Origin of the sequence: Saprospira sp. CCB-QB6 (genome assembly GCF_028464065.1) — a bacterium.
In the GTDB taxonomy this organism is placed as follows: Bacteria; Bacteroidota; Bacteroidia; order Chitinophagales; family Saprospiraceae; genus Saprospira.
In genome coordinates this window covers 3,675,546-3,693,495 of sequence record NZ_CP116808.1, presented here as the reverse complement: position 1 = coordinate 3,693,495, position 17,950 = coordinate 3,675,546, and the positions used below count along the sequence as shown (strand labels likewise).

Annotated in this window: 10 protein-coding genes; 4 read left to right on the top strand and 6 right to left on the bottom strand. The window is 39.2% G+C overall.

Annotated features, from left to right (window positions below; genetic code table 11):
- The first annotated feature begins 251 nt into the window (after positions 1-251).
- A complete protein-coding gene (locus PPO43_RS14170) occupies positions 252-2,642 on the top strand; it encodes a protein kinase domain-containing protein (RefSeq protein ID WP_272618904.1) in 2,391 nt (796 codons plus the stop codon).
- A gap of 284 nt (positions 2,643-2,926) precedes the next feature.
- Positions 2,927-4,126 (top strand): LA_2272 family surface repeat-containing protein, encoded by a 1,200-nt coding sequence (locus PPO43_RS14165; RefSeq protein ID WP_272618903.1) that lies wholly within the window; start codon positions 2,927-2,929, stop codon positions 4,124-4,126.
- Positions 4,127-5,609: 1,483 nt separating this feature from the next.
- Here PPO43_RS14165 and PPO43_RS14160 read toward each other — a convergent pair.
- Positions 5,610-5,771, bottom strand: coding sequence for a hypothetical protein (locus PPO43_RS14160; protein WP_272618901.1), 162 nt, complete (start codon positions 5,769-5,771; stop codon positions 5,610-5,612).
- Between the two features lie 785 nt (positions 5,772-6,556).
- Here PPO43_RS14160 and PPO43_RS14155 point away from each other — a divergent pair.
- Positions 6,557-8,932 (top strand): protein kinase domain-containing protein, encoded by a 2,376-nt coding sequence (locus PPO43_RS14155; protein WP_272618898.1) that lies wholly within the window; start codon positions 6,557-6,559, stop codon positions 8,930-8,932.
- 357 nt (positions 8,933-9,289) lie between these two features.
- Here the strand turns inward: PPO43_RS14155 and PPO43_RS14150 are convergent, their stop codons facing one another.
- From PPO43_RS14150 to PPO43_RS14130, 5 genes are all read right to left on the bottom strand, one after another.
- Positions 9,290-9,457 (bottom strand): hypothetical protein, encoded by a 168-nt coding sequence (locus PPO43_RS14150; protein WP_272618896.1) that lies wholly within the window; start codon positions 9,455-9,457, stop codon positions 9,290-9,292.
- A 735-nt stretch (positions 9,458-10,192) separates the two neighbouring features.
- The gene (locus PPO43_RS14145) at positions 10,193-10,381 is read right to left on the bottom strand and encodes a hypothetical protein (protein WP_272618894.1); all 189 of its coding nucleotides are present in this window, start codon (positions 10,379-10,381) and stop codon (positions 10,193-10,195) included.
- 384 nt (positions 10,382-10,765) lie between these two features.
- Positions 10,766-11,992, bottom strand: coding sequence for an McrC family protein (locus tag PPO43_RS14140; protein ID WP_272618893.1), 1,227 nt, complete (start codon positions 11,990-11,992; stop codon positions 10,766-10,768).
- 11 nt (positions 11,993-12,003) lie between these two features.
- The gene (locus PPO43_RS14135; RefSeq protein ID WP_272618892.1) at positions 12,004-14,481 is read right to left on the bottom strand and encodes an McrB family protein; all 2,478 of its coding nucleotides are present in this window, start codon (positions 14,479-14,481) and stop codon (positions 12,004-12,006) included.
- A gap of 107 nt (positions 14,482-14,588) precedes the next feature.
- Entirely contained in the window at positions 14,589-14,855 is a 267-nt protein-coding gene (locus PPO43_RS14130) for a hypothetical protein (RefSeq protein WP_272618891.1), read from the bottom strand.
- Between the two features lie 480 nt (positions 14,856-15,335).
- On the opposite strand from PPO43_RS14130, the gene PPO43_RS14125 reads away from it, so the two are divergent.
- The gene (locus tag PPO43_RS14125) at positions 15,336-17,762 is read left to right on the top strand and encodes a protein kinase domain-containing protein (protein ID WP_272618890.1); all 2,427 of its coding nucleotides are present in this window, start codon (positions 15,336-15,338) and stop codon (positions 17,760-17,762) included.
- Positions 17,763-17,950 lie beyond the last annotated feature (188 nt).

Sequence of the window (17,950 nt, the reverse complement as noted above, 5' to 3'; positions counted from 1 at the left end):
TAAGAGCCGAAGAAAAAAAGCCCCAAGAAAAACTAAGGTTGTGCGGCCTAGCGATGTGCAGCAGTGGCCGTTAGGCCAGACCAAGCAAAAAACTTGTTTTTTTGCGCAGGGCCGAGCGAAGAGCGAGCTGCGCAACGTAGCGCCGCAAGGCGAAGCCGCAGCGGAGGCCCAAAAAAAAATAAAAAACGGCTTTGCCAGGACAAAAAACTATTTTTTCCTAAAGTTCATTATCTTGAACCAACTGCAAGATTATGGAAGAAAACAACAGCCAGGAACAAGTAATCACTCTTTTTTTGAGCGAAACAGGAGAAGCACTCTCTTTGGCCCCTAAAGCTTTTGCTTCTGGTGGAGAAGGTAGCTTGTTTCATATTTTGTCGCCTGAAAAATATAGTAATCGGGTAGCAAAAATTTATCATCCACACAAAAGGACGGCTGAAAAATTGGCCAAATTGGAGATCTTGATAAAAGATCCATTGGCGCAAGGACAAGAAGGTGTGGCGCCCAGTTTTATTTGGCCCGAAGCGCTTTTGCAAAATGAAAAAGGCGAACAAATTGGGTTGATGATGCCCTTGGCCCAAGGAAAAAAGTTAGAATTGCTTTGCTTGCCCAAATTGCCCAGAAAAATTGATGCGGCCTGGAAACGCTTGGCTTTTGATCAGGCCGATAGCCTAAAGTTTCGTTTGAAAATTGCCTTTAATTTGGTCAATGCCCTTCGCCAACTACAAAAGAGAAAAAAATATGTCCTGGTCGATTTAAAAGCCGAAAATATTTTGGTCCAAACCAATGGACAAATTTCTATTGTAGATGTCGATTCTCTACAAATTTCGGATGGCAATCAATTTTTTAAGGCTGCGGTAGCTACTCCAGAATATTCTGCCCCAGAATATTATGAGGAGCCGAAAATAAAGCGCTTTAAAGCCAGTTGGGATAATTTTGCATTAGCTGTTATCCTCTATAAATTATTTTTAGGAATTCATCCCTTTGCCGCTTCGGCCAAAGGAAAATACGAGTCCCGCGTTAGTTTGCATGAGAAAATTGAGGCAGGGTTATATGTACATCATCCAAAAGCTAAAGAATGGCTTAAATTTTTGCCGCCCCCCCATCAAAAATATGCGGAGCTTCCGCAAGGGCTGCAAAATTTATTTACTCAAACTTTTGTAAAGGGTTTACATCAAGCCGAAAAAAGGGCGCGCCCAGAAGAATGGTGCACAGAATTGCTCCGAGAAATTGGTGGCTGGGCACTCATTTTTGATTTTGAAGAAATGAAAGCCCTTGAAGAAATAAAGCGGCTAGAATTATCGGAAAAAGAAATTAGTCTGCCCGAAGAAAAGGAGTTAGAAGAACTACAGTTATTTCCAGCAGGCTATCAAACTCTATTTACTAAAAAGAAAGATTTTTTGGATGAAGCAACGCTTACAGCACCTTCAGGTTGCTTAAATCTTTTGGGCTATATCAGTTATTTGCCCTTTGTTGGCTTATGTATAGCCACTATGGGAGCTATTTTCTTTGCTTTTGAGGGTTGGCTCTATTTGCTTGGCAGTTTAGTTGGTGCTTTTTTTATTTATGTTTTTGCAGAGGCCTTTGCCGCAGGGAAAAGCCCAAGGATCAGCAGTTTTTTATCTGGAGCGGGAAAGTTAGGGGCCATAGCCTTAATCCTTTGGAGCTTTAGTTTATTTTCAGTGCCTTATTTATACGACCTTTTTGATGTGGCTTACTGGGGAATTTGGACCATTAGCAACTTTGCTTTGGCCAGAATCTTAACTTCTCAAGAAGAAAATAAAGGCATTTGGCAAGAAAACTTAGGCGTTTTACTCCAAGTTGCTGCTTTGGGTTCCTTGCTGTACGCAGTTTTTTATGTTTTTGATTATGCTGTTTTTTATACCTCAGAAGGAGCTTCTATCTTATTTCCTGAACTGATTGAAATTATTACGCCCTATACTCTTTTTGCACTTATTGGCTTTTTTATTGGCTGGCGATTGAAAAAAGCCTCTACAAAAGGATTAGTGAGCCCCGTCAAACTCATTGACGACTATAATAAGGTCTTGGGAAAATTACAGCTTAATTATGAAACTGCAGAGCAAAAATTTGTTGCTTTTGCAAGCCGCTATAAAGATGAGCTTCGTGATCATCTTCAACAGTGGTTTGAACAATGGAAAACAGAGCAAAGCCAAATTTTAGGCAGCTATCAAAACCTTTTACAAAAACAAAAAGCCATTCAGCAAGCTAGCCAAAAACCTTTGCTCGATAAAGCAAGAATGCTCCACCCCTTACTCCGAAATGTACAATCTTTTGAAGAGCTTAAGGAAGAACTATTTGTTTTAGAAAAAATAGTCGCTGCCAGAGAAATGCAAGAGATCAATGCAACACTTCTACGCCTTTTGCAAGAATATTTAGAACAGTATCGCAGCTATTTGGCGCAACAACAGGAGGAATATGAAGAAGCTCGAACAAAAGTGGCCGATCTCAAAACTAAATTGCTAAAAGACTATCAAAAAGAACAAGAAAAACATTTTGCCGCCTCCGAAGATGAGCTGCAAAAAATAAATATCGTTGACGATCTATCTCTAAATACTTTTGTGATGCAGCTGGAGGAAATTCATCTGCAAAAAGAAAAGTTGATTGCCATAACAGAGAATAACTAACTAATCAGTAGTTTTTTAGAAGACGTAAAATTTCTGCTCTTTTCCAGCAGAAAACAAAAAAGGGGCAGAAAAATCAAATTGATTTTTCTGCCCCTTGCTAATTGGAAGTACAAAAACTTTAATTGAACAAAATAAGGGGGAACTAAAAATTCAGCATCTAATCAATGAAATCATTCAAAATTTAATACTCTTTCAGTTGAAATCGGGTATGAAATTTCATTTTGAGAATGAGTTTCTTGATTCAAAGACCAAAGATGGTCCGTATTTTTTCAGTAAACCTAAAGATGATGAAAAACGTACTCTTCCTCCTATTGATGACAATTAGTAGCTTTTCTCTAAATGCCCAAACCGACAGCGTCTATAACTTAATATTAGTTAAAAAAGGACTGACGCTAGACCAAAACGATTCCCTTCCGCTAGAATGGGACAATCAAGGGTTTTATTTAGCTCGGAACTGCTATATCAACTACATACTAAAAGATAAACCAGATTTACTTGCAGGTCGTGTTACTGATATTAAAAAAGATAGCATTTTTATTAGTAATTCATTCAACAAAGACGCAGCTTACTTACAAGATCTTAATTATGAAAGCAAGGCTTATCATTATACCCAAATTTCAAAAATTGCCTTAATTTCAGACCGTGCTCTTGGGCTATATGAATATAGAAATCTATCTGGCTATCAATTTATTTTTGTCCTAGAAGAAAAACCCAAAACACTTGAAAGCCAATGGGTCCAAATCTACAATAACTATCCAGATTATTTTGAATTGGTACCACTGTTATCCGCTCAGGGGTTTGACCTTCTTTATAGTGATAATGGAGAAATATTTTATTTTTCTGGAACAGGTTTAACTCGACCAGATCCCAAGGATATAGATATTGAGCAAAGTTCAGGTTATGGAATATCATTCACCCCAACAAAATTTAGTCGCATTTATGGGTTAGCTTTAGGCTTGAAAGCCAAAAATATTCGCAACCTTCAACATAATTATAAAGACCTCCTTCACATTTATGGACTAAATCTAGAGATTAACCCCTTTTCTATAATCTCTATTTTCCATATGCGCCCTTTAGGACCAAGCGTTGATAGTATACAAGAATATGAAGATAAATTTCGACCCGATGCTAGGTCTTGGACTTATGGACTAAATGTCGTTCCCTTTAGTAATATCAGTGAGCAAATTGTTCATGGTGTTAATATTGTCGGGCTTAAAAATTTTGTTGATGAAGCTCATGGCGTTTCTATCACTGGTTTAAGTAGCTTCTCTTATAAAATGAACGGCTTAAGCATTGCTGGAATTTACAACAGCTCCATACAAACAAGAGGAGTCCAAATTGGACTGGTTAATAAAAGTAAAGACCTTCGAGGTTTTCAATTCGGCCTTTGGAATATCAACCCCAAACGCTCCCTCCCCTTAATCAATTGGCAATTTAAAGCCAAGAAGAAAAAGAAAACAGAAAAAAAAGAACCCGAAAATTAGACGCAATTTAAAACCTTAGGCCTAAGCGAACTAGTGTTTGATCTATTAGTTCGCTTTTTTGCCCTCTTTTCCAGCAGAAAACAAAAAAGGGGGATTTTTATCCCCTCCTGCGAGGGGATTTTTTTTTGGGGGGGGCGTGGTTTGGCGGTTGTTCTTTGAACATGTGGGTTGAAACCCACAGCAAAAAAGAGGACCATTCTACATCCAAAAAATGAGCCGAAGGTTAAAACCATCGGCCCATAAAAAATCTTGATTGTAGCTGAGGATTTTAATCCTCGGCTACTTTTTTTTGTGCTGTTTTGTAGCAGTTGCTGTAGGTTTTAACCTACAGGGCCAATTAGTTTTTTCAGCCTAAAAATTATTCATCACATTTAAACCAGCTTTTTCCCAAAGAAAAATTTTTGCCCTCGTTTTTTTATGGAGGTTTTTAAGCCTCCATTTAAAATGCAATGCCTTTTTGTTGTCTGGCTGTAGGCTTCAACCTACGGACCAACGAAGTTTTTTCACCAAAAAAAAATGCTACTGTTTTTTTACCCAATTGCTAATTGAAAGCCGCTATTTGAAAAGGGGAGTTTTTCATTCCACATAAATTTCATAGGAACCCTAGGGCCTTGGCCCTAGGCTAGCTAAAAAATTATCATCCCCTCCTGCGAGGGGATTTTTTTTGGGGGGCTGTGGTTTGGCCGTTGTTGTTTGAACCTGTGGGTTGAAACCCACAGCAAAAAAGAGGACCATTCTACATCCACAAAAATGAGCCGAAGGTTAAAACCATCGGCCCATAAAAAATCTTGATTGTAGCTGAGGATTTTAATCCTCGGCTACTTTTTTTGTGCTGTTTTGTACTCTTGCTGTAGGTTTTAACCTACAGGTCCAATTAGTTTTTTCAGCCTAAAAATTATTCATCACATTTAGGCCAGCTTTTTTCCAAAGAAAAATTTTTGTCCTTGTTTTTTTATGGAGGCTTGAAAGCCTCCATTTAAAATGAAATGCCTTTTTGTTGCCTGGCTGTAGGTTTCAACCTACAGACCACCGCAGTTTTTTTGACCCAATTGCTAATTGAAAGCTGCTATTTGAAAAGGGATTTTTTCATTCCACATAAATTTCATAGGAACCCTAGGGCCTTGGCCCTAGGCTAGCTAAAAAATTATCATCCCCTCCTGCGAGGGGATTTTTTTTGGGGGGCTGTGGTTTGGCCGTTGTTGTTTGAACCTGTGGGTTGAAACCCACAGCAAAAAGAGACGCCATTCTACATCCAACAAAATGAGCCGATGGTTAAAACCATCGGCCCATAAAAAATAGAATACAATCCTTTCCCATTTTCCAGCAAACAAGGGCTTTAGCCCGCCAGTTTGCATAGACCCGCAACCATGGGCTTCAGCCCATGGCCGAAGAACAACTCCACACAAAAAAATCAGGGGTAAAAACAATTGCTATTATTTCTGCCCCATAAATTTCACAAGAACCCTAGGGCCAAGGCCCTAGACTATCTAAAAATTGTCATCCCCTCCTGCGAGGGGATTTTTTTTTGTGGTTGTGGTTTGGCGGTTGTTTTTTGAATCTGTGGGTTGAAACCCACAGCCATACAACAATCCCATTCTACATCTATAGTGCGGAGAGGATTAAAATCCTCTTCCGCTTTGAACATGATGATTTTTGGTCCATTGTTTTTTTGCCGAAGAAAAAATTGTGGTCTTTTACAGTCCTGTGGGTTAAAACCCACAGCAAAAAAAAGGGCCGTTCTACATCCAAAAAAATGAGCCGAAGGTTAAAACCATCGGCCCATAAAAAATCTTGATTGTAGCTGAGGATTTTAATCCTCGGCTACTTTTTTTTTGTGCTGTTTTGTACTCTTGCTGTAGGTTTTAACCTACAGGTCCAATTAGTTTTTTCAGCCTAAAAATTATTCATCACATTTAAGACAGCTTTTGCCCAAAGAGAAATTTTTGTCCTTTTTTTTATGGAGGCTTTCAAGCCTCCATTTTAAATGCAATGCCTTTTTGTTGTTTGGCTGTAGGTTTCAACCTACAGACTACAGCAGTTTTTTCGCTGAAGAAAAATTCCATGGTTTTTTGATCCAATTGCTAATTGAAAGCCGCTATTTGAAAGGGGGATTTAAAAGCCGAAGAGAAAAAACTAAGGTTGTGCGGCCACAACAAGCCCTTTAGGGCGCAGTTCGACGACCAAAGGGAGTAACCGATGCGGCGGGGTGGCCGCAGGCCAGACCCAGTTTTTTGAGCGTAGCGAAAAAAACGCAGGGCCGAGCGACCCGACCAACGGGAGCCGACGCAGCGAAGCAAGTAACAGCGAGCCCCAAAGCGTAGCGCCGCAAGGCGAAGCCGCAGCGGAGGCCCCTAAAAAATCAAAAGCAGTTTGCCAAGGCAAAAAATTATTTTTTCCTAAAGTTCATTATCTTGAGCCAACTGCAAGATTATGGAAGAAAACAACAGCCCCAAACAAAAAATCACTCTTTTTTTGACGGAGACCAAAGAAACTCTCTCCTTGGCCCCTAAAGCTTTTGCCTCGGGTGGAGAAGGCAGCTTGTTTCGAATTTTATCGCCCGAAAAGTATAGTGATCGAGTAGCAAAAATTTATCATCCGCATAAAAGGACAGCCGAAAAATTGGCCAAATTGGAGCTCTTGATAAAAGATCCATTACTGCAGGGAAAAGAAGGTGTTGCCCCCAGTTTTATTTGGCCCGAAGCGCTTTTGCAAAATGAAAAAGGCGAGCAAATTGGCCTGATGATGCCCATGGCCCAAGGAAAAAAACTAGAATTACTTTGCTTGCCCAAATTGCCAAAAAAAATTAGCCGCAACTGGAAACCTTTAGCTTTTGATCAGGAAGGTAACCAAAAACTTCGGTTGAAAATTGCCTTTAATTTGGCCAATGCACTTCGACAACTGCAGGCGAAAAAAAAATATGTGCTGGTCGATCTAAAAGCCGAAAATATTTTAATCCAACCCAATGGACAAATCGCTATTGTGGATGTCGATTCGCTGCAAATTTCGGATGGTGAGCAGTTTTTTAAGGCCGCCGTGGCTACCCCCGAATATTCTGCCCCCGAATATTATCAATCGCCAAAAATAAAACGCTTTGATCATAGTTGGGATAATTTTGCCCTGGCTGTTATCCTCTATAAATTATTTTTAGGTATTCATCCCTTTGCGGCCTCGGCCAAAGGAAAATATGCTGGCAAAGTGAGCTTGCATGAAAAAATTGAGGCCAGATTATATGTGCATCATCCAAAAGCCAAAGAATGGTTGCAATTTTTGCCCCCAATCCATAAAAAATACCATGAACTTCCGCAGGGGCTGCAAAATTTATTCGCCAAAACTTTTGTAGAAGGGCTAGATCAGCCAGAAAAAAGAGCGCGTCCAGAAGATTTTTGTGAGCAACTGCTCGAAGAAATTGGAGACTGGGCCTTCCTCTTTAATTTTGAGGCCCAAAAAGGAGAAGAAAAAATAAAGCGGCTTGAATTAGCCGCCAAAGAAATTAAACCGCCAGAAGAAGATCTGCATTTATTCCCCCCTACTTATCAAAAAATCTTTTCGCAAAAAGGCAACTTTTTAGAAGAAGAAACACTAAGCTCCCCCTCGGGTTGCCTCAACCTTTTGGGTTACATTAGTTACCTCCCTTTTATTGGCTTGTTGGTGGTCAGTTTGATTCATCTTGTTTTAGCTTTTGATGGCTGGCTCTATTTAATGGGCAGTTTGATTGGCGCTTTTTTTATTTATGTTTTTGCCGAAACCCTGGCCAAAAACAAAAGTGCTAATTGGGGCCGTTTTTTATCTTTTAGTGGAAAAGCAAGCGCTTTAGGCCTCATTCTTTGGAGCCTTAGTTTTTTTTCGATGCCTGGATTTGATAGTCTTAACGATCTTTACGACCTTATTTATTGGAGTATTTGGACCGCCAGCAGCTTTGCGCTAGCCAAAATTTTAATTTCTCAAGAAAGTCATAAAGGAGCCTTGCAAGAAAATACTGGCGTTCTGCTTCAAGCTACTGCACTGGGTCTTACTGTATATATTGTTTTTTATGTCTTTGATTATAGCTTTGCTTATTTGACCAGCGGCAGCTCCATTTTATTTCCAGAACTTTTAAATATTCTTACCCCCTATTTTATTTTTGCGATCATTGGCTACTTTTTGGGCTGGCGATTGAAAAAAGCCTCGACCAAAGGACTGCCCAGTCCGGTCCAACTCATTAACGACTACAATAAAAAATTACTGGTCCTACAAAAGCAGTATGATTTGGCAGAAGAACGGCTCATTGATTTTGCCACCAGCTATAAAGAAAGTGCTCAGCTTTATTTTGACGATTGGTTTAACAAACGACTGAAAACAGCTACCCATTTTTTACAGGATTATGAACAATTGTTGCAAGCACAAGCTGCCGCTCGAGAAGAGAGCGAAACTTTTTTGCTGCAATCAGCCCATCATCTTCATCCTATTTTTAAGGGCATACGCTCTTTTTCGCAAGTCAGTCAAAAAATGAAACTTTTAAAAAAAGAGGAAGTTAGAGAGATCAAAAATGAACTGATTCGCCTTTTGCATCAATCGCAGGCCATTTATATTAACTACCTGCAAGAAAAACAACCCCATTATAAAATGGCCGAAAAAAACCTAAGTGATTTTGAAGCCAAGCTCGAAAATGACTACCAAAAAGAAAAGGAAAAACATTTTGCCGCCGCTAGTGAGGGCTTTGAAGAAATAAAACTTGAGGAGAAACTCTCGCTAAATGATTTTTTAAAACAACTGCATGAATTAGAGGCCGAAAAAGAAGCTTTGCTCCCATTAGAGCATAAAGATTAGCTTTGTTTTTTAGGCAGTTCCTAATTGAAAGCCGCTATTTGAAAGGGGATTTTTTTCATCCCACATAAATTTCACAGGAACCCTAGGGCCAAGGCCCTAGGCTAACTAAAAAATTATCATCCCCTCATGCGAGGGGATTTTTTTTGTGGTTGTGGTTTGGGCGGCTGTTTTTTTCTTGGAGCTAAAATGTTTCCCATTTTCCAGCAAACAAGGGCTTTAGCCCGCCAGTTTGCATAGACAATCAACCATGGGCTTCAGCCCATGGCCGTAAAATAACTCCACACTAAAATTCAGGGGTAAAAACGATTGCTATTATTTCTTCCCCATAATTTTCATAGGAACCCCAGGGCTAAAGCCCTAGGCTAGCCAAAAAATTATCATCCCCTCCTGCGAGGGGATTTTTTTTTGTGGTTGTGGTTTGGCGGTTGTTTTTTGAATCTGTGGGTTGAAACCCACAGCCATACAACAATCCCATTCTACATCTATAGTGCGGAGAGGATTAAAATCCTCTTCCGCTTTGAACATGATGATTTTTGGTCCATTGTTTTTTTGCCGAAGAAAAAATTGTGGTCTTTTACAGTCCTGTGGGTTAAAACCCACAGCAAAAAAAAGGGCCGTTCTACATCCAAAAAAATGAGCCGAAGGTTAAAACCATCGGCCCATAAAAAATCTTGATTGTAGCTGAGGATTTTAATCCTCGGCTACTTTTTTTTTGTGCTGTTTTGTACTCTTGCTGTAGGTTTTAACCTACAGGTCCAATTAGTTTTTTCAGCCTAAAAATAATTCATCATATTTAGGCCAGCTTTTTTCCAAAGAGAAATTTTTCCCTTGTTTTTTTAAATGCCTTTTTGTTGTCTGGCTGTAGGTTTCAACCTACAGACCACCGCAGTTTTTTGGCCGAAGAAAAATGCTATTGTTTTTTCACCCCATTGCTAATTGAAAGCCGCTATTTGAAAGGGGATTTTTTTCATCCCACATAAATTTCATAGGAACCCTAGGGCCAAGGCCCTAGGCTAGCCAAAAAATTATCATCCCTTCCTGCGAGGGGATTTTTTTTGTGGTTGTGGTTTGGGCGGCTGTTTTTTTCTTGGAGCTAAAATGTTTCCCATTTTCCAGCAAACAAGGGCTTTAGCCCGCCAGTTTGCTCAGTCTACAACCATGGGCTTCAGCCCATGGCCGTAAAATAACTCCACACTAAAATTCAGGGGTAAAAACGATTGCTATTATTTCTTCCCCATAATTTTCATAGGAACCCCAGGGCTAAAGCCCTAGGCTAGCCAAAAAATTATCATCCCCTCCTGCGAGGGGATTTTTTTGAATCTGTGGGTTGAAACCCACAGCCATACAACAATTCCATTCTACATCTATAGTGCGGAGAGGATTAAAATCCTCTTCCGCTTTGAACTTGATGGTTTTTGGTCCATTGATTTTCCCAAGAGAAATTTTCATCCCTGTTTTTTTATGGAGGTTTTTAAACCTCCATTTAAAATGCAATGCCTTTTTGTTGTCTGGCTGTAGGTTTCAACCTACAGACCACCGCAGTTTTTTTGCCGAAGAAAAAATTCTATTGTTTTTTTACCCAATTGCTAATTGAAAGCCGCTATTTGAAAGGGGATTTTAAGCGCCGAAGAAAAAAAGCCCAGAGAAAAACTAAGGTTGTGCAAAAAAGGAGAGCGAAGCGAGCCTTTTGGCCTAGCGATGCGGCGGGGTGGCCGAAGGCCAGACCCAGTTTTTTGAGCGCAGCGAAAAAAACGCAGGGCCGAGCGAATAGCGAGCCCCAAAGCGTAGCGCCGCAAGGCGAAGCCGCAGCGGAGGCCCCAAAAAATCAAAAAATTATTCCTCTGCCCAATTTTTTACCTGCCTAAATATCTCTTGCTGCCAACTCCCTATATTTTTATTGCTGGGAATAGAAACGCCTAAAACACTACAGTCTTTTGCATCCGTATTTTTTTGTGGCTGAAAAAAACCTGCTTTAGACACTCCATTTGGGTGAATTAAAGCCGCTTTTTGGCCCTCATAATAATCTAGATAGACATAAAGTTGCCGTAAATCATGCGGGGAAGGTTTAGATTGCTCCAATCGCTTCCATTTGCAATCTAACACATATTTTTTGTTGTTGAGCTGCAAAATAATGTCGGGCTTCATGTAAACGGATGAATTTTGATCCGAAAATTGCCAAAACTTTTTTCGCGGCTCGGCCCAAATGCGATCGTTGGGACCCAATTGTTTTTTTAAACTCTTAAAAATAAAGCGCTCCCAAAGAGCATTCATATCAAACATCAGGGCCAAAACTTCTTGCTGCCCGCGCTGCAAATCGGGATGATAATGCAATAATAATAGCCGCGCAATAGCCAGCGCCCGCCGATAATGTTCATTATTGCGATGAAAAGAAATTTTTTGAAAACTGGCCTCCGAAATAAAAAGATCGGGCATGGGCGGAAAATCAAGCAATAGCGAGCTAATTTTACTCTTCAAATTTGCCTCTCGATTAACTTTACTCAATAAAATCAATGCTTTGTACAAAATATGATGAATCAAATGCTCCTTATTATATTGACTGTGGCGAACGTAAAAACGCTGCTGCTGACAAACATTTTTTTGAAGCTGCTTGGCAAAAATTAACTTCCCTTTTAAGGCCGTTTGATTTCGCTCCACTTTTTTGTAGCGCTTAATCAATCCTCTATGCAATAAATACTGCAACTCTTTGATATATAAATCAAAGTAAAGCGATAAAATTGCGTTGGGTTTGAGTTTCAACTGGCTGCTGCTGGGCGTTTGAATGGGCAAACTATCCACAGCACGCAAAATATCAATCAACATTTTTCGCCAGTGATTTTGATCCACGGATTTATCGGCCTTGGGCAAAATTTCAATGCTAAAATCAGCCAGTTGCAAAACACCTACCTGCTCGCAAAACTTGACATATTTATGGCCCAAAGAAAAATAAGGATGGCCGCCCCGCTCATGAAAAACTTGTAGCTGCTCTAACTGCTTTTTCGTCAAGCCGTTTTCGCCCAAATACAATTTCTCGTGCTCGTAAACAGTAAATTGCTTGTTCATAAGGCCTTATTTTATGCTTCTTTTTCTAGCCCAAGCTGCGCCAAGGCGGCTTCCAAATCTACTTCCGCCCAAGGAATCAACTGAAAACGCTCCTCTTCCATCAAGGGCTCATAATCTATAGCGGCAAAAATTTGGGCCGCGTCTTCTTTGCGGACAAATCCCTGGCCCAAAACCAACCCAATTTTTCCAAAGTCGCCATAAAAATACTCTTGCAAAAGTGGAATAATTTTATGCTGAAAGGCCAAAGCCAACTCTTTTTCTGGCGCTTCCGCATTTTTTATGGGCAAAAAATAACTGTGGCCAATTAAATGATCTTTAGACAGTAGTCGCTCTATCCGTTGATTGATGGTCAATAGTAATTTTTCCATCGCATAGCCATAAACCAAAATATTTTTGAGCAATTCTGGACGAGGCGGCATTTCCACAAAACTAAATCTTCTGCGCAAAGCGGCATCCAAAGCTTCTACGGAGCGGTCTGCCGTGTTCATCGTTCCAATAATGTATAAATTGGGCGGCACCGAAAATTCGTCTTTGCTATAAGGCAGAACAACTTCTAAGCTTTCTTTTTGGCCCAAACGTTTATCTTCTTCCAATAAAGTGATGAGTTCGCCCAAAATTTCTGAAATGTTCCCGCGGTTAATCTCATCAATGATGAGGACGTAGTTTTTTTGCGCCTCTATTTTTGAATCCGTAGCATATTGCTCTAAGGCATTCAAAATGGATTGATAATAAATTCCCAATCCTTCTTTTAAATTAAAGTCTCGCTCGCCGGTAAATATTTCTTTTAGCGTGGCTAATCTCAAATAGTGTGTTCGGCTACCACTAGCTTTTTCAAAATGAATCCGCCCCCTTTCCTGATCGATCGCATAAATTTGAAATTCTGAATTTGCTCGACGTAAAGAAAAGGCCATATTTGGATGGGCTTCCCAAGCAGCCAAAAATTTTGCAAAGACAGCATCAAAACTACTTTCGGCATGCAGTCGATTTTCGCCCAAGTAATTTTGTGCTGCAAGTTGAGCCAACTGCTTAAAAATCCCCGCCTTAATTTCATAGGACAAATTCCCCTCGCTTTCTTCTTCCAATACAGGCTTGATCCCCTCTACAAAATCTTCATAGCTCATACTTTGATGAAAAGTAGTGAACTGAATTTGTCCCAACTCTTTGTACTGCCTATAAGCAGCCCGCAAAATTTCTCGGCCAGTAGTAAAAGGGCCTTCTAAATTTAAATCGGAAAAAATCTGCTGGGCTTTTTCTAAGTGATTGTCCTTTTCTATTGTATTTAGCTCCTCCAAATCTACTCCCGCCAAAATAGCCAGTGCATAATTGATGCTGTTGTAGGTTTTTCCGGTGCCAGGAGGGCCAAAAAGAATTTGGTTGTTGGGAAAGTGCAATCTTTGTTCAGGCCATTTTTCAAGCTGTTCGGAATTTTCTTCCTCTCTAACATAAGCCAAATCAAAAATATATTCTTTATAGGCCGCATTATATAGTGCTTCCTCTAATTCCGCTACATTATATTTTGCAAAACTTGTTTTCTTAGTCCGTTCCAGCTCCTTAGCCGAAGAAGCGATAATTACGGGCAGTTGTGCTTGGAGTTCTTCTATATTTAATACGGAATGAATCCATTTTTTCATCGACAGCCGTGTATCAATGTATTTATAGACTTTAAGTCCATCTTCATACATATATATAATCACTTGTCTTTGCCCAATAGTCAATGCTAATACAGGCTGACTTTTAGGCAAAGAGTACATCACTCTAGGGTCGTTCCGATCTATATTTAATTTTTCAATCACTTGCTCCATCAAATTAAAAAGCAAACTAGCCTCTGCCCTACTAATTTTCCGAAGCATTTTAATCAATCGATTTTCTACTTCTGCATTTGCCTTAGGATAAGGATTTGGATTTTTAATTTTCCAATCCCAGAGCGTTTCGCCAAAAGCAAAAAAATCTTGTTCCCCTTTCTGAGCCAACAAATAATTATTTAAGCTACTATAACTTAAATCTTCGCCATCATAACCAAAAGCTTGAGCTGCTAACAGAAGATCTTCTTGTTTGAAGGTGTTTACAACTTTATAATCGCTATATAAGAAAGCAATTTTTCTACGCAAAGCTTCTCCATAATCTAAATCTGCCAAATCGGCTAAGCGATTTTCTTTTCCAGCCAAGGCTGCTGCATAAATAATTTGACGAACATTTTTAAAGGCCTCTGCTGCTGTTTCTCCATATTTTGCCTGCCAAGCATATTCTCCATCATTTTTTTGGCTCTCTTTGCTCGACTTTGTGGGCGTTTTCATTTTATAAATGCCGTGATTAAAAGAAGAGCCTCCTCCAGCACTACCCAAAGGTCTAGTTTTATATTCTAACCAATAACAAAAAGAGGTTTGTTCAGTATTACTATATTCCTCCAGACTCATTTTTTCGAGTCGCTCTAAGGGCCATTCTTTTAAAAAAGCGGCTTTTAATTCTGCTAGTTTTAAGGCTATTTCCATCTTTATTTTTTATTTATTCCAAAGCAAAACGACAACTAAAAATGGCTTAATCGGTCTCCTCCTCATCATTATGCTTTATCTATTTTAGGCCCCTTAAAATAGGATTTTTACGGTCTTCTTTTTATGGAAAATATTTTTCTGTTGTTTTTTTGGGCCTCCGCTGCGGCTTCGCCTTGCGGCGCTACGTTTCGCAGCTCGCTCTTCGCTCGGCCCTGCGCAAAAAAACAAGTTTTTTGCTTGGTCTGGCCTAACGGCCACTGCTGCACATCGCTAGGCCGCTCATCTAATTTTTTTCTTTTAGCTTTTTTCTTCGGCAGTTTTGCGGTTGTTTTTTGAAGCTGTGGGTTAAAACCCACAGCAAAAAGGGAGGCCATTCTACATCCAAAAAAATGGGCCGAAGGTTAAAACCATCGGCCCATAAAAAATAGTGATTGTAGCTGAGGATTTTAATCCTCGGCTACTTTTTTTGTGCTGTTTTGTTGCTGTTGCTGTAGGTTTTAACCTACAGGTCCAATTAGTTTTTTCAGCCTAAAAATTATTCATCAGATTTAAGTCAGCTTTTTTCCAAAAAAGAAATTTTATCCTTGTTTTTTATGGAGGCTTTCAAGCCTCTATTTAAAATGAAATGCCTTTTTATTGTCTGGCTGTAGGTTTCAACCTACAGACCACCGCAGTTTTTTGGCCGAAGAAAAATTCTATTATTTTTTAACCCCATCACTAATTGAAAGCCGCTATTTGAAAGGGAGATTTAAGGGCCAACAAAAAAGACAACTGCAGAGCCCTCGCCATAGGCTAGCCCCAACAAAAAACGTTTTTCTCCTAAAGTTCATTAAATTTGGCCTCATACTAAGGTTATGGAAGAAAACAAAACAACGAAACAAGACCTGACTCTTTTTTTGAGTGAAACAGGAGAAGGGATTTCTTTAGCGTCAAAAGCGTTTGCTTCTGGTGGAGAAGGTAGCTTGTTTCATATTTTGGCGCCTGCAAAGTATAGTGATCGGGTCGTTAAAATTTATTATCCACATAAAAGGACGGCTGAAAAGCTAGCCAAATTGGAGATCTTGATTAAAGATCCATTGCAGCAAGGACAAGAAGGAGTGACGCCCAGTTTTATCTGGCCTGAAGCACTTTTGCAAAATGAAAAAGGCGAACAAATTGCACTAATGATGCCCTTGGCGCAAGGGAAAAAATTAGAATTACTTTGTTTTCCTAAATTGCCTAAAAAAATTGATCCCGCCTGGAAACGCTTAGCATTTGATCAGGCCGATAGCCTAAAGTTTCGTTTGAAAATTGCCTTTAATTTAGTCAATGCTATTCGCCAACTGCAAGCGAAAAAAAAATATGTGCTAGTTGATCTAAAACCTGAAAATATTTTGGTCCAAACCGATGGACAAATTTCTATTGTAGATGTTGATTCTCTACAGATTTCGGATGACGATCAATTTTTTAAGGCTGCTGTGGCCACCCCTGAATATTCTGCCCCAGAATATTATGCTGAGCAAAAAATAAAACGCTTTGACCATAGTTGGGATAATTTTGCCTTGGCTATTATTCTTTATAAATTATTTTTTGGTATTCATCCCTTTGCCGCTTCAGCTAGAGGAGAATATGAATCCTGTACCAGTTTGCATGAAAAAATTGAGGCGGGCTTATATGTGCATCATCCAAAAGCTAAGGAATGGCTTAAGTTTTTGCCACCCCCTCATCAAAAATATGAGGCACTTCCGAAAGGGCTAAAAAATTTATTTACCAAAACTTTTGTAGTGGGCTTGCAACAAGCCCAAAAAAGAGCGAATCCAGAAGAATGGTGCTATCAATTGCTTCGAGAAATGGGGGGCTGGGCACTCCTTCTCAACTTTGAGGAGCAGAAAATTATAGAGCGGATAAAACCTTTACAACTAGCTCCTAAGGAACAACTTTTCCATGTATTTAAGCCCATAAAAATAAAGCTTAAAGAACTCTTGCCCAATATCGCCCAAGAGTTAATGGCCCTCAAAAAAAGTGTTTTGGCCGAAAAGCAAATTGGCACAAATGAAGGCTGCTTAGCTATCCTAAGCTTTTTTTTATACAAAGCGACTTATCTCATCCTTATTGCTGGTTCTATTTTTACCTTCACGGCTTTTTATCTTTTGTTCCATCTATTCTGGTATTTAGGCGGCGCACTAATTTTATGGCTGATAGGAAAGTCTTTAAAAAAGTCCAAACAAATTTCTGCTCCCTATAATCACTACTTGCAAATTGCTATTCAATCTAGCATAGCGGCCTTGCTTATTTGGGGGGGAATAGAAAAGCTCTCATTGGAAACCCTCATTACACTTTATACACTCAATTGGGGCATTTTGGGCCTTAGTAGTTTTTGGGTAGCTAAAATATTTTCAAAGCAAGAAGAAGGTCATTTTTTTTCTTTAGAGAGTTTAAGTGTCTTTTTAAAACTGATTACAATAGCTGCTTGGAATGTAATTACTTTTAAAATTTCCAATATCCTTATGGAAGGCGATAGCAGTCTTTTTTGGCCTACCTTTAAAGACTATTTGCCTAGCTACGGTCTATTTACCCTTTTTTATTTTGTAGGCTTCTTCTTGAATCTGATTCAAAAGCAAAAAAATAATAATGCTTCTTCATCCATTCCAACCAATAATCTGATCAAAGATTATAACCACCGAATGACCCAGTTACAAAAATCTTACAGTCGATTAGAAGCAAATTTGCAAAAAATACTGCATAGCCAAAAAGAAAAAAAACAAGCCTTTATTGGTCCCTGGGAAACAAAATGGCAAAAAACAAAAAAAGCACTTGAAAAGCGTCATGACCTACTTCAAGAAGAGGCCATACAGGCTCAAAAAAGAAGTTTAGATCATTTACTCGAACAAATATGCGCAGCTTTTCCAAGCTTAGGGTCTCCCGCTACCCTATCAGATTTGGGCCATAAAATTACCGCACTAGAAAAAAAGGCTATCCTTTCTAGTGCTCAAATAGAAAAGCTAAAAAGTCGCTTGCAAGAATTATTTCAGGAAAAAGAAAAAAATGATTTAGCATACTTCCAAAAAATGCAAGAAAAATACGCCCACTTAGACCAAGATATAGCGAACTGGGAAAAAGATGGAGAAGAATATTTAAAAGACAGAGCAAATTATATCAACTCTTCACAAAAAGCAATTGAGGAGCAAGCTAAGTTTAAAAAACTGGCCTTAAATGAGTTTTTTGAAGAATTAGATGAATTAAAAGATCAGAAAAAGGAGATCTTCATTCAAAAGGAAGCCCTAAGAAATAATAAATTCTAACTAGCTATCTGCCAAACAGAGCTATTTTTTAGGCCCCAAAAAATTAGTCCTTTTCAGGCAGATAGAAAAATTCACTTGTTTTTTTTGCTTGAGCCTAATTGAAAGCCGCTAATTGAAAGGGGAATTTAACGGCCGAAGAAAAAAGCTCAGAGAAAAAACTAAGGTTGTGCAAAAAAGGAGAGCGAAGC

What these genes read in the sequence shown, in the direction of transcription:
- PPO43_RS14150 (WP_272618896.1), bottom strand. Translation starts at nt 9,457, where the DNA reads ATGTTCAAAGCGGAAGAGGATTTTAATCCTCTCCGCACTATAGATGTA.
- PPO43_RS14165 (WP_272618903.1), top strand. Translation starts at nt 2,927, where the DNA reads ATGATGAAAAACGTACTCTTCCTCCTATTGATGACAATTAGTAGCTTT.
- PPO43_RS14140 (WP_272618893.1), bottom strand. Translation starts at nt 11,992, where the DNA reads ATGAACAAGCAATTTACTGTTTACGAGCACGAGAAATTGTATTTGGGC.
- PPO43_RS14125 (WP_272618890.1), top strand. Translation starts at nt 15,336, where the DNA reads ATGGAAGAAAACAAAACAACGAAACAAGACCTGACTCTTTTTTTGAGT.
- PPO43_RS14130 (WP_272618891.1), bottom strand. Translation starts at nt 14,855, where the DNA reads ATGGCCTCCCTTTTTGCTGTGGGTTTTAACCCACAGCTTCAAAAAACA.
- PPO43_RS14135 (WP_272618892.1), bottom strand. Translation starts at nt 14,481, where the DNA reads ATGGAAATAGCCTTAAAACTAGCAGAATTAAAAGCCGCTTTTTTAAAA.
- PPO43_RS14160 (WP_272618901.1), bottom strand. Translation starts at nt 5,771, where the DNA reads ATGTTCAAAGCGGAAGAGGATTTTAATCCTCTCCGCACTATAGATGTA.
- PPO43_RS14170 (WP_272618904.1), top strand. Translation starts at nt 252, where the DNA reads ATGGAAGAAAACAACAGCCAGGAACAAGTAATCACTCTTTTTTTGAGC.
- PPO43_RS14145 (WP_272618894.1), bottom strand. Translation starts at nt 10,381, where the DNA reads ATGAAAATTTCTCTTGGGAAAATCAATGGACCAAAAACCATCAAGTTC.
- PPO43_RS14155 (WP_272618898.1), top strand. Translation starts at nt 6,557, where the DNA reads ATGGAAGAAAACAACAGCCCCAAACAAAAAATCACTCTTTTTTTGACG.